Source organism: Paraburkholderia acidisoli, assembly GCF_009789675.1.
Classification (GTDB): domain Bacteria; phylum Pseudomonadota; class Gammaproteobacteria; order Burkholderiales; family Burkholderiaceae; genus Paraburkholderia; species Paraburkholderia acidisoli.
In genome coordinates this window covers 1,541,121-1,553,645 of the sequence record NZ_CP046913.1, presented here as the reverse complement: position 1 = coordinate 1,553,645, position 12,525 = coordinate 1,541,121, and the positions used below count along the sequence as shown (strand labels likewise).

The following is a 12,525-nucleotide window of genomic DNA, read 5'->3' as shown; positions in this document are numbered from 1 at the left end:
GGCATTTAATTTTTTCCCGTTTTACGCGTCGATTTCACCGTCGTCGGTGACCTGCCGCGCATTGCATTCGCGCAGCGCATTCCCTTACGTATTGCCATGTGACAGCGACTCATGACACCCATGACGTCAGTAGTGGTTTTCCCGCTCTGGCACGAGACACGACATCGGCAAAGACCATGACGCGCGTGACAGTGTGCGCGCATATCGGCGCGCGCATGCATGAAAAAATAAAAGCCGCGGCGCGCGATGCGCCAGCGGCTTTTTCTTCGTTGCGATGAGCGTGGTTGCTGCGATTGCGCGGTACCTGCCGCGTCATGCGGGCTCGACGCCTGCCTTTGCGCGCGAACGTGATCCACGCATGCGACGACCTAAACGAATTCGATTTCCACTTCGCCGAGACCGTCGATGGCGCCGTGCAGGACACCCGGTGCATCGATTCGGTGCGCGCCCGTATAGGAGCCCGTCGTGATCGTCCATTCGGGCTCGATCGTGATACCCATGGCGGCGCAATGGTTGACGAACCACACCAGCAATTCGCGCGGGTCGCCCGCGGGATTGCCCGGCGCTTCCGGCAAGATCGACACGCCGTCGAACGCCAGCGTCAGTTCGGGGGCCACGAAGTCGAGCGAGCGAGCGAGCGTCGGGTAAGGCTGCGCATGGCCCGTCACGAGTGCGCCGTTGTTCTGCGAGTCGGCGAGCTGGGCGAGCGGCGCGACGTTGGGCCATTCGCCAAACCGGCTGTCGACAATTTCAATGGCGGGCAGCACCTGCCCCACGCGTGCGAGCACTTCGTCACGCGCGTAAGCTTCGGCGCGCGGCGCGATGGGTTCGGAAAAGCGGAAGGCGATTTCCAGCTCCACCAGCACGCGAAAAAACGTACCGCGTTCGAGCCGCGCCGGCGAGGCCTGCACGAGCGTCGCGGGAAGGGGCGCGCCCGAGGTCGCGCCGCCCGGCGTTCGTGCGCCAATTTTCCAGCCGCCCGTGGTGGTGCCGAGCCCGGCAATCACGGCCTGCTGGATCGCGTAAGCCGTGGCCGCATCGGGCGGCAGGCGTTCGGGCTCCAGCGTTTCGATCAGCTGATGCTGGCGGCGCGCACTCACGAGGCGTTGCGCGAGATCGTCATGCGTCATGTCTGCTTCCTTTTTTGTGCTGTCTTGATGCCCTGGCGTCGCCTGCGCTGCGACCGGCTACGTTCTGCACCGTATCCCGGCTGCCGGCTGCCGGCTGCGACGATTGCGCGCTGCCGCGCCGCCCGCCCGGCGGCTTTCGCAATCCGTCTCGCATGGCGCGGCGCGCCCTCCCTTGGCTGGCTACGCGCATCGGCTCATGGAGCCCATGCGTGCGCCCGTGTTCCCGCGGCATCGTCCGCCCGGTCGAAGCCCGTTTGACCGGCGTGACGCTCGCGGTGAACGAGTCTGGCACGCCGCTGCGGCCGTGCGCGTGACACGGCTGACAATGTACCGTAACCGCGCCTGCGTGGCGCGTGGCAAGGCCGACGGCGGGGTCAAAGTCGCAAAAAAAGCCGCTGTGGAGGCAGCGGCTTGCGGGTCGAGTCGACGAACCGGGGAGGCGAAGCGCGACACGCGCCGCGCCCGATTGATCAGAAGGTTTCCCAGTCGTCGTTCGAGGCGGCGACGGCGGCCGGCGCGGCCATGACTGGCTCCGCCACCTTCGCAGCGGGCTTCGCGGCCGGTGCGGCGGACGATCGCGGCGCAGGCGCGCTCACGGACCGCCTGGCGGCCTTGACGGCGCTAGCGGCAGCGGGACGCCCGAGCGGCTTCACCGGCGCCACAGCCGCCGCCTTGAACCCCGCCGATCCTGTTGATACCGTGCCTTCGTCGAGCGTGAACACGGACACCGCCTCGCGCAGACGCCCCGCCTGGTCTTCGAGCGACTGCGCCGCGGCGGCCGCCTCCTCGACCAGTGCCGCGTTCTGCTGCGTCACCTCGTCCATCTGCGTGACGGCGCGCGCGACCTGCTCGATGCCGCCCGACTGTTCCTGCGACGCCGCCGCGATCTCGCCCATGATGTCGGTCACGCGCTGCACCGCGCCGATGATCTCGTTCATCGTGCGGCCCGCTTCGTCCACGAGGGCGGACCCGGCTTGCACGCGCTCGACCGAGGTGTCGATGAGCCCCTTGATCTCCTTGGCCGCCGCCGACGAGCGTTGCGCGAGGCTGCGCACCTCGCCCGCCACCACGGCGAAGCCGCGCCCTTCCTCGCCCGCGCGCGCCGCTTCCACGGCCGCGTTGAGCGCGAGAATATTGGTCTGGAACGCGATGCCTTCGATGATCGTGATGATTTCGGCGATCTTGGCCGAACTCTGGTTGATGTCGCCCATTGTGCCGACCACCTGATTCACCACCGCATTGCCCTTGTTGGCGATCTCCGAGGCGTTCGCGGCGAGCGCGCTCGCCTGGCGGGCGTTATCGGCGTTCTGGCGCACGGTGCCGGTCAGCTCTTCCATGCTCGATGCGGTTTCCTGCAGCGCGCTCGCCTGCTCCTCGGTGCGCGAGGACAGGTCGGTGTTGCCCGCCGCGATCTGGCGCGTGGCCGTGGCGATCGATTCGGTGCCCGAACGCACCGAGCGCACCGTGTCCGTCAGGCTGCGCTGCATCTGCGCGACGCCGCCCAGCAATTCGCCCATTTCGTCGTGACGGCGCACCACCACGGGACGGCGCAGGTCGCCCGCGGCGATCGCCTGAAACGCGCCCAGCGCCTCGCCGAGCGGTTCCGCGATCGCGCGGCGCAGCGAGAGAAACGAGAACACCGCCGCGCCAATGCCAACCAGCAGCGCGACGATCGCCGCGATGCGCAGTTCGGCGAACGCATCCTGCGCGTCCTCGAAACCCTTGCGGGCCTGCTCCATCTGCAGCTTGTCGAGCGCTGCGTCGGCCTTGGAGAGACCGTCGTAGGCGTTCTTGAGCGCCTTGGCGCCTTCGAGCACCTTGGCCTGATCGCCGGCCGCGACCGTTGCCGCGAACTGGTCGGCGATCTGATGCAGCGTGTCGCGCTGCGTGATCACGTCCTGCGCGAGGCGCTGTTCCTCGGCGCCGCGCGGCAGCGCCATGTACTTCTTCCAGAACTCGTCGGAGACGCCGCGCATCTCCTTCGCGCGATCGAGCGTCGCGGCCGCGTCGGGCGTGCCGAGCTGGAACGCCGCGCGGTCGAGTGCGAGACGCTCGCGTGCCGCGTAGATCTCCGCGAGATTGACCGCGTGCGAACTGGGCATCTGATTCGTGAACGTATCGCGATACGCGTCGTTCGAGCGCGTGAGGCCGAGCAGCCCCAATGCGCTGATGGCGACGATCAACGCCGCGAGAAAACCCATCGTGAGGCCGATGCGCGCCTTGATGCTGATGCCCTTTTTCATGTGTGTCCCGTACTTGCAATGGAAGGAACGTTGTCGCCCGGTGTTGAGCGCTGACCCTTGCCTGACATTAACGGCACACGATTTCGCGGACTTGAAATATGTATACGGTATGAGGATTGATCTACGAAATGTAGGAAGTATTTACAACTAAACGAAGTAACGAGACGATCCCGGATGCTGGTGCGAATTGCGCCGCTTCACAGCTCGTCGAGCGTGGGAATCGAAGGCTGCGCGCCCGCGCGCGTGACCGAAATCGACGCGGCCCGCAGCGCGAAAGCAATCGCGCGCGGCGGCGCCTCGCCTGCCGCGAGACGCGCGGCCAGCGCTCCAATGAAGGTGTCGCCCGCCGCCGTGGTATCCACGGCCTGGACGCTGGGCGCGGGCAGATGCGTGGGCGCGGTGCCGTCGAGCAGCGCGCAGACGCCTTGCGCGCCGAGCGTCACGAGCACGTTGCGCGCGCCCGCATCGCGCAGCGCGAGCGCGGCGCGCGCGGCGTCCTCGGGCGTGCTCGCGGGCAGGCCCGTGAGCGTCGCGGCTTCGAGTTCGTTGGGGACGAGGTAGTCGATGAGCGGCAGCCATGCCGCGGGGAGCGGCCCGGTGGCGGGCGCCGGATTGAGGATGGTGAGCTTGCCGAACCGGCGCGCGGTCTGGAGCGCGGCCGCCACGGCGTCGAGAGGCGTTTCGAGCTGGCAGACCACGACGTCGGCCTGGGCGAGCACCGCTTCGTGGCGCGCGATGGTGCGCGGCGTGACTTCGCCGTTGCTGCCCGCGACGATGACGATGGCGTTCTGGCTCGCGTCGTCGACCACGATCAGCGCGACGCCCGTGGGCGCGTGCTGCGAGGTTTCGAGGCCGCCGCAGTCGATACCTTCGGCGGTCAGACCGGCGCGCAGGATGCCGCCGTTGCTGTCGGAGCCCACGCGGCCGATCATCGAGACCTCCGCGCCAAGCCGTGCGGCCGCGACAGCCTGGTTGCCGCCCTTGCCGCCCGGCACCTGCGCGAACGCGCTGCCCGCGAGCGTTTCGCCGGGACTCGGCAAGCGCGGCGCGCGCGCGACGAGATCCATGTTGAGGCTGCCGACTACGGCGACACGCGCCGTCTTTCCCGCATCTCTCGCCACGATCGCGCTCCTCGCGTTGTCTCCTGCCGAATGTCGGGTCTGTCTTTACGTCTCTTTTGCGCCGGCTGGCCACGCCGTATCACGAGGACGGCGCGCCAGGCCCGCCGCCACACCTTACGCCGATCGTGGCGCCGATGGCCCGAACCGCGCGCGGCTTCAGGCAGCCAGCGCCGAGCGATCTTCCTCGCCGCTCCACGGCGCCGTCGACTCACGCGGATACAGCGTCGCCGGCATCACGCGGCGGCGCACCTTCTGACCTTCCTTACGCTCGGTGCCGATGCGCTCGATCAGCGTGAGCGCGGCCATTTCGCCAAGCGCGCGGGCCGGCTGGCCCACCGTCGAGAGCGCCGGCCACGTGAAATTGCCGATCTCGATATCGTCGAAACCGATGATCGAGCAGTCGCCCGGCACGCGCAAACCGCGCTCCGCGGCCGCGCGCAAGGCGCCGATCGCCATCATGTCGTTACCCGCGAAGATCGCGGTCGGCTTGATGGTCTCGAACAGTTCGGCCGCCGCGCGATAACCGCCCGCGCCCGAAAAATCGCTCTCGACGATCGCGCCTTGCGGGATCTTGATGCCGCGCTCCGAGAGCGCGCGCAAAAAGCCGTGCATGCGCATCGCGCTCACCGCCGCCGTGACCGGACCGGTGATGCAACCGATGCGCACGTGGCCGAGTTCGAGCAGATGGCGCGTGGCGAGCCAGGCGCCGCGTTCGTGGTCGATCTGCACGAGGTCGGCGTCGAGGCCTTCGATGTTGCGATCCACCACCACGATCGGCTCGCGCGTGTCGGCGAGCGTCGCGGCCAGCACGTCGTCGTCGCCGGCCGAAGCCACGATCAAACCGTCGATACGCTTTTCCTGCAGCACGCGCAGATAGTTGCGCTGCTTGACCGGATCGTCGTCCGAGTTGCAGAAGAACACGCAGTAGCCTTTGCGCGCGCAGGCGTCTTCAACGCCGCGCGCCAGCTCGGCGAAATACGGGTTGGTGCCGTTCGGCACGAGCAGACCCACCGTTGCGGTCGCGCGCGCCTTGAGCGAGCGCGCCACCGCCGACGGCACGTAGTTGAGCTCGCGGATCGCGCGCTCGACCTTCGCCCGCACGTCCGCCGACACCGGACGCGAGTTGTTCACCACATGCGACACCGTCGTGAAAGACACCCCCGCCACGGCGGCCACATCCTTGATCGTCGCCATATTCGTTAATCCCTGCCTTGGTCCCAGCCTGTTGCTTTCCGGCCTGCCGCGCGTCCGTAGTTGGAATAGTCAGACGCCGCACATTCCGGTGATTACTCTCGACGGCCCCTTGCTGCGAGCCGCGCCCTCATCTGCCTGTTTGCTTCTTATGTCCTGTTGCCCTTGCGGGTCCGGCGCCGGCTGCGATACGTGTCGAGCACGACCGCCACCACGATCACGGCGCCCGTGATGATGCGCTTGGTCGGCTCGTTCGCGCCGATCTGCGCGAGCCCCGCCGCGAGCACCGAGATGATCAGCACGCCGAAAAACGTACTGATGACCGAACCGCGCCCGCCCATCAAACTCGTGCCGCCGATCACCACGGCCGCGATCACCTGCAGTTCCAGCCCGACGCCCGCGTTCGGGTCGGCGGCTTCGAGCCGCGAGATCTGGAACAGCGCCGCGAGCCCGGAAAGCGCGCCCATCAACGCGAACACGATGATCTTGTAAGGCCGCGGATCCACGCCCGCGAGCCGCACCGCTTCCTCGTTGGTACCGATACCCACCAGATAACGGCCGAACACCGTGCGCGTGAGCGTCAATTGCGCGATCACCATCACCGCCACCGCGATCAAAAACGCCGGCGAAATGCCGAACGCGATCGGGTTCGAGAGGAAATCGAACGCATCGCCGATATACGCCGTGCGCGAATTCGTCATCTGGTACGCGAGGCCGCGCGCCGCTTCCAGCACGCCGAGCGACACGATGAACGACGGAATGCGCCAGCCCACCGTCACCGCGCCCGTGAGCGTGCCCGTCGCCGCCGCGGCCAGCAGGCCGGCCACGGCCGCGGGCAACGCGCCCCAGCCCCACTTGAGCGCGGCCACGCTCACCACCGAAGCGCCTAGCGCAAGCACCGAGCCCACGGAGAGGTCGATGCCCGCGATGATGAGCACGAACGTCATGCCGACCGACATCACCACGAGATCCGGAATCTGGTTCGCGATGGTACTGAAGGTATCGTAGGTAAGAAAGTGCGAACTCAGGAGCGAGAACAGCACGATCATCGCGACCAGCGCGAGCGCGAGACCCAGATAGTTCGACAGCCCGAAACGCGTGCCGGCGGGCTTGCCGCTCGCGGTGGCCGGAGTGTTGCCCGCGCCCGCGCCGGGCGCACTGGTTCGTTCACCTTCCGGTTGTCCGCGCAACGGTTCGTTCGTCATGAAGCGCTCCCTCGTGGGCCGTCTTGGCCTTCGTGCCGGTCCCGCGCCGCGTCGCTGCGCTCCGGCTTCGTCTCCTGATCGATCTCAGGCAGGTCCGCGGCGTCGGCCAGCAGCGCGTCCTCGGCGCGCAAGCCGGCGAAGGCCGCGGCCAGCAGCTTGTCCTGGGTCCATTCGTCGCGGCCGAACACCGCCGTCATCCGCCCCGCCGACATCACGCCGATACGGTCGCAGATCAGCATCAGCTCGCGCAGATCGCTCGACACCACCACGAGCGCGCGGCCCTCGCGGGCGAGCGCGCCCATCAGCGCATAAATGTCGAACTTCGCGCCGACGTCGATGCCGCGCGTCGGTTCGTCGAACAGCACCACGCGCAACGGGTGACCGATGTCGCGCGCGAGCCAGCGGCCAATCACGACCTTCTGCTGATTGCCGCCCGACAGCTCGCCGACCGGTTGCGCCGGGCCCGCCGTGCGAATGCGCAGCGCATCGATCTGCGTGCGCGCGAGCGTGCTTTCGCGCGCCGCGTCCACCACGCCGTAGCGCGAGACGGCGCCCACGTTGCCGAGCGTCACGTTCGCCGCCACCGGCTGCGGCAGCAAGAGGCCTTCGCCCTTGCGGTCCTCGGTGATGAGCGCGATGCCGAGCTTCACGGCGTCGCGGGGCGAGCCGATCTCCACGGTCGCGGGCGCGGCGCCCGGCTGCGGCGCGAGCGCCACGCTGCCGGCGTCCTTCGCGTCGGCGCCGTAGATGAGCCGCATCAGCTCGGTGCGGCCCGCGCCGATCAACCCCGAGACGCCGAAAATCTCGCCCGCGCGCACTTCGAACGACACCTCGCGCACGACCTTGCCGCGCGTGAGGCCGTCGACCTTCAGCAAGGGCGCGCCGATCCGGCGCTGGCCGAGATCGATGCGCTCGCCCAGCTCGCGCCCGACCATCAGCGCGACAATGCGCTCGGGCGTGAGGTTCGCCATGGCGTCCACGCGGACGAGCTTGCCGTCGCGCAGCACCGCCACGCGTTGCGCGATGCGTTCCAGTTCCTCGAGGCGGTGCGAGATATAGACGATCGCCACGCCGCGCGCCTTGAGCCGCGCGATCTGCTCGAACAGCAGCTCGACCTCGCGGCCGGTGAGCATGGCCGTGGGCTCGTCGAGGATCAGCACGCGCATGTCCGCCGATCCGGTTGCCGCCTCACCATCGGACGCACCGGATCCGCCGCTCGTGCTACCGATCAGGTTGCGCGCGATCTCCACGAGCTGCTGATGCCCGATGCCGAGCTCGCCCACGAGCGTATCGGGATCGATTGCGTCCAGCCCGACCTGGGCCATCGCCGCGCGCGCGTCGGCGCGCAGCCGCGAACGGTCGATCCAGCCAAAGCGCAACCGCCCCGCCTGCGGCAAGCGGTCGAGAAACAGGTTTTCGGCGACGGTCAGCGTGGGCAGGAGATTGAGTTCCTGCATCACCATGCGCACGCCCAGCGCCTCGGCCTCGCGGCGGCTGGCCGGCGCGTAAGGCGCGCCCAGCAGCGTCATGGCGCCCGTGCTGGGCGCCGTGAGCCCCGCGACGATGCGCGACAGCGTGCTCTTGCCCGCGCCGTTTTCACCCGTGAGCGCGAGCACCTCGCCCGCGTGCAGCGCAAGGCTGACGTCGGCGAGCACCGGCTGCTCGTAGGTCTTGCCCACGCCGGACACCGTGAGCACGGCGGGCGCGGAAGACGCTACCTCGGGGGCAATTGCATCCATCACGATCCTGTAGTCGCGAGCCGCGCCGCCGGCGCTTCCCGCCGGCATGATCCGGCACGGGGCAGCCGCGCGCAAACCGCGGGTCCGCGCCGCCGCGGGCCTCGTATGGCTGGCGGCGGGCGGCGCGCCGCGAGGTCGAATGTTCCGTCTCGTCCTGCGGTGTCGACGGCCGCCCATGCGGCCTACCCGGTACTCATAACGGCCGCGCGGCGCAATTCTTGAGCGTTTGTTTAGTTGCGCCCTCAAATATCGCCGCGGACCGCCCCGGACTTACTTCGTGACCAGCACCACGGGCGTTTCGACGATGCCCGACAGCTCGGCTTGCTTCTTGTGTTCCTTGATCGCCTTGAGCGCGGTGTCGATGCCGAACACGGCTTGTTTAGCGGCGTACTGGTCGGCGGTGGCGAGCACGCGGCCGTCCTTGAGCATGGGCTTGATGGCGTCGATGTTGTCGTAGCCGACCACGTACACCTTGCCCTGCTTGCCCGCCGCGCGCACCGCCGACACGGCGCCGATCGCCATGTTGTCGTTGCCGCACAGGAGCGCCTTGAGGTCGGGATACTCGTTGAGCATGGCCGAAGCCACCGCGTTGCCCTTGTCGATTTCCCATTCGCCCGACTGGGTGGAGACGATCTTCGCGTTGATCGCCTGCATGGCGTCCTTGAAGCCTGCCGTGCGCTGCTGGGCGTTGGTCGTGGTCGAGACGCCCTCGACAATGCCGACCTGATCGCCCGCCTTGAGCTTCTTCGCGAGATAGTCGCCCACGAGCCGCGCGCCCTTCTTGTTGTCCGGGCCCACGAACGGCACGTTCAGGTCCTTCGACTTGAGCACGTCGGGGTCGAGCCGGTTGTCGATGTTGACCACGATGATGCCCGCGTCCACGGCCTTCTTCACGACCGGCACGAGCGCCTTCGAGTCCGCCGGCGCGAGCACGATGGCGTCGACCTTCGAGACGATCATCTGTTCGACGATCTGGATCTGCGCGGAAGTGTCGGTTTCGTTCTTGATGCCGTTGGTGACGAGGTCGAACTGCGAAGCATTGTGCTTCTGGTAGTCCTTCGCGCCGTTCTCCATGGTGAGGAAGAACTCGTTGGCGAGCGACTTCATGACGAGCGCGACCTTGGGCTTCTGGCCGGTTTGCGCGCGCGCGGCGAGCGGCAAGGTGCCGGTGATCGCGGTCGTGGTGAGCGCGCTGGCGGCGAGGAGAATGCGGCGGCGAATGCGGGAGTTCATCGATGTTGTCTCCGGGTGGCGGGCCCCGGCGCAAGGACGGGACCGTTCTTGTGGTTATGCGCAAACGTTTGCTGCGGGCTCATTCTCGGCGCTGATCGTTCGCGGTGTCAATGCCGGCAAGGCGCAACGCCGTGCCGCGCCGCAGCACGCCGGGGGCCCGCGATGCGCGCCGCAGCAGACGCGCGAGGCGAACGCGACGGCGCAAACCGACCCACCGGACCGTCCGGATCGACCGGACCAGAACGCGCGCGCGATCCCGCCACGCGCCAGCGCCGCGTCAGAGCCAGCCGATGCGGCGGAACAGGAAAAACAGGAACACGTCGATGACGGCCATCATCGCAAGACAGGTTTCGTAGCCGTACTTGTAATGTAGCTCGGGAATGTGCTCGAAGTTCATCCCGTAGATACCCGCAATCATCGTGGGCACGGCGAACAGCGCCGCGAACGAGCCGAGCCGCTTGGTCACCTCGTTCTCGGCGAGGGAGATCATGCCGAGATTGACGGAAATGGCCGTGACGATCATTTCGCGGCGCGCGTCGATCATGTTGGAAACGCGAGTCAGATGATCGTAGACATCGCGGTAATACGCCTGCATGCCCACGCAGATCTGCGGCACGCGGCCGCCCACGAGCTTGCCGACGGCGTCCACGAGCGGCGTGATGTGATGCGCGAGGATCACGAGGCGGCGCTTGAGCGAATACAGATCTTCGATGATGGCGCGCGAGCCCGCGAGATCGTGCTTCTCGAAGATGCGGTCTTCCAGCTCCTCGATCTCGGTGGCGAGCGTTTCGAGCACCGGGCCGTAGCGGTCGACGATGCTGTCGAGGATCGCGTAGAGCACGAAGCCCGAGCCTTCGCGGAGCAATTCGGGCTCGCGCTCGCAGCGGGCGCGCACGTCCTGGAGGCCTTGCAGCGCGCGGTGACGCACGGAGATCACGAAATTGGGGCCGGCAAACACATTGACCTGGCCGAGGATGATCTCGCCGTCGTCGCCCATTTCGATCGTGTGGATCACGCTGAACAGCGTGTCGCCGTAATCCTCGATCTTGGGGCGCTGGTTGCCGATCATCACGTCTTCGATGGCGAGATCGTGCAGGCCGAATTCTTCCTTCATCGCGGCCATTTCGCCCGCGTCGGGCTCCTTGAGCGCCACCCAGACGAAGCACTCGGGCTTCGCCAGATAATCGCTGATGGACTCGACCGAAATGTCGGCCAGCTTCTTGCCGCCTTGATACGCGACGCAGTTGATGAGCATGTCGTAGTCTTCGCGCGGCGGGCCGGACCCGCCCCGCTTCGTGTTGAACCGGTTGGCAAGTGTAAGGCGTCCGGCTAACCGGGAGCTTGCAGATGGTTGGCGCGCGGTTCGCGCGGATCGCCTCGCGCGCCGCGTGCGGAGCCGGCGCCAGATCGAGGCGGCGGCGCACCGCGTATGCCCGAGGCTTGCGGATCGATTACTGCGCGACCCGCCGGATACCGATCCGATGATCCTTGTCGAATGTGACGCTGGCGCGATTGGTGTAGCGCGGATCGACGAGAAACCGCAGTTCGACCACGGGATCGAATTGCGTCGATACGCCGATGCGGTGCACGCCCGGCTTGAGATAGAACGTGACGTGCTCGCCGTCCATGAGATCGGTCACGCGCTCGCCGTCGAGGTACACGGGCGCGTCGCGGAACTTGACGATCACGTTGCGTGTGCGCTCGCGGCGCACGTCCACGGCCACGAGCCCCTCGCCCGGCTGTGTCAGGCCCGGCGCGAGCAGGCGCTCCGCGGGCACCGGCTTGAACGGCTGCGGTTGCGGCTGCTCCTCGGCGCACGCGCCCACGAGCAAAGCCGCCGCCGCGGCCAGACCTGCGATCAACGCGCGCGATGGCATAAGCGCTGTCCCCTTGTTTTATCGCCCGACCGAGTGTGGCGCCATGATAACCGCGCGGGCCTGCGCCCATCATGGGTGCGATAAGCTGGCGGGACTGCGCGCCAGCGCGCGTAACCTCGCACAAGGAGCCCTGCCCGGGATGCGCACTCCAGACTGGACGATACGAGCACTGACCAGCAAGGCGCGGCGGCCATGACGCGTCTCGTGTTCTTTTGCGGTCACGCCGGCTGCGGCAAGACCACGCTCGCCAAACGCCTCCTCGCGCCGCTCGCGCGCGCGACGGGCGAACCGTTCTGCCTGCTCGACAAAGACACGCTCTACGGCCGCACGAGCCCGGCGGCCTTGAGCGCGCTCGGCCAGGATCCGAACGACCGCGACAGCCCGCTGTTTCTCGAGCATCTGCGCGACCCGGAATATCTCGGGCTCGTCGATACGGCGCGCGACAATCTCGCGCTCGGTACGAGCGTGCTCGCCATCGGCCCGTTGTCGCGCGAGGTGCGCGAGCGGCGCCTGTTCGATCGCGCCTGGCTCGGCGTGGCGCCGGAAGTCGGGCTGACCGTGGTGTGGGCGCATACGGCGGAAGCCACGGCGCACGCCCGTATCGTGGCGCGCGGCCATCCCGCCGACGCCTACAAGCTCGCGCATTGGGACGCGTACCGCGCGCGCCGCTTCATGCCCTCGGGCGACGCGCTCGACGGTCTGCTGCTGTTCGACACCACGGCGCCCACGTCAGCCGACTACGACGCGCTGCTGCAACGCATCGTGGCGGCCACGTCATCGGCGTAG

General features: G+C 67.8%; 10 protein-coding genes. 1 reads left to right on the top strand and 9 read right to left on the bottom strand.

Going from position 1 to position 12,525, the window contains the following annotated elements; genetic code table 11:
* Window positions 1-368 precede the first annotated feature (368 nt).
* The 9 genes from FAZ98_RS06715 to FAZ98_RS06675 form a co-directional block, all read right to left on the bottom strand.
* On the bottom strand, window positions 369-1,130 hold the full coding sequence (locus FAZ98_RS06715) for a 2-keto-4-pentenoate hydratase (RefSeq protein WP_158949944.1): 762 nt from the start codon (window positions 1,128-1,130) through the stop codon (window positions 369-371).
* Between the two features lie 470 nt (window positions 1,131-1,600).
* Complete coding sequence (locus FAZ98_RS06710; RefSeq protein ID WP_158949941.1) at window positions 1,601-3,373, bottom strand: methyl-accepting chemotaxis protein; 1,773 nt, start codon at window positions 3,371-3,373, stop codon at window positions 1,601-1,603.
* A 197-nt stretch (window positions 3,374-3,570) separates the two neighbouring features.
* Entirely contained in the window at window positions 3,571-4,440 is an 870-nt protein-coding gene (gene rbsK, locus FAZ98_RS06705) for a ribokinase (protein ID WP_233272680.1), read from the bottom strand.
* Between the two features lie 210 nt (window positions 4,441-4,650).
* On the bottom strand, window positions 4,651-5,688 hold the full coding sequence (locus FAZ98_RS06700) for a LacI family DNA-binding transcriptional regulator (protein WP_158949937.1): 1,038 nt from the start codon (window positions 5,686-5,688) through the stop codon (window positions 4,651-4,653).
* Between the two features lie 146 nt (window positions 5,689-5,834).
* Window positions 5,835-6,890 (bottom strand): ABC transporter permease, encoded by a 1,056-nt coding sequence (locus tag FAZ98_RS06695; RefSeq protein WP_158949935.1) that lies wholly within the window; start codon window positions 6,888-6,890, stop codon window positions 5,835-5,837.
* On the bottom strand, window positions 6,887-8,629 hold the full coding sequence (locus FAZ98_RS06690; protein WP_158949933.1) for a sugar ABC transporter ATP-binding protein: 1,743 nt from the start codon (window positions 8,627-8,629) through the stop codon (window positions 6,887-6,889). Before FAZ98_RS06690 ends, FAZ98_RS06695 begins: the two co-directional genes overlap by 4 nt.
* Window positions 8,630-8,899: 270 nt before the next feature.
* The gene (locus FAZ98_RS06685) at window positions 8,900-9,862 is read right to left on the bottom strand and encodes a sugar ABC transporter substrate-binding protein (protein WP_158949931.1); all 963 of its coding nucleotides are present in this window, start codon (window positions 9,860-9,862) and stop codon (window positions 8,900-8,902) included.
* Between the two features lie 277 nt (window positions 9,863-10,139).
* A complete protein-coding gene (gene corA, locus FAZ98_RS06680; RefSeq protein WP_158949929.1) occupies window positions 10,140-11,117 on the bottom strand; it encodes a magnesium/cobalt transporter CorA in 978 nt (325 codons plus the stop codon).
* A 196-nt stretch (window positions 11,118-11,313) separates the two neighbouring features.
* The gene (locus FAZ98_RS06675; RefSeq protein WP_158949927.1) at window positions 11,314-11,739 is read right to left on the bottom strand and encodes a hypothetical protein; all 426 of its coding nucleotides are present in this window, start codon (window positions 11,737-11,739) and stop codon (window positions 11,314-11,316) included.
* A gap of 192 nt (window positions 11,740-11,931) precedes the next feature.
* Between FAZ98_RS06675 and FAZ98_RS06670 the strand changes: the two genes are divergently transcribed.
* Window positions 11,932-12,525 (top strand): AAA family ATPase, encoded by a 594-nt coding sequence (locus FAZ98_RS06670; protein WP_158949925.1) that lies wholly within the window; start codon window positions 11,932-11,934, stop codon window positions 12,523-12,525.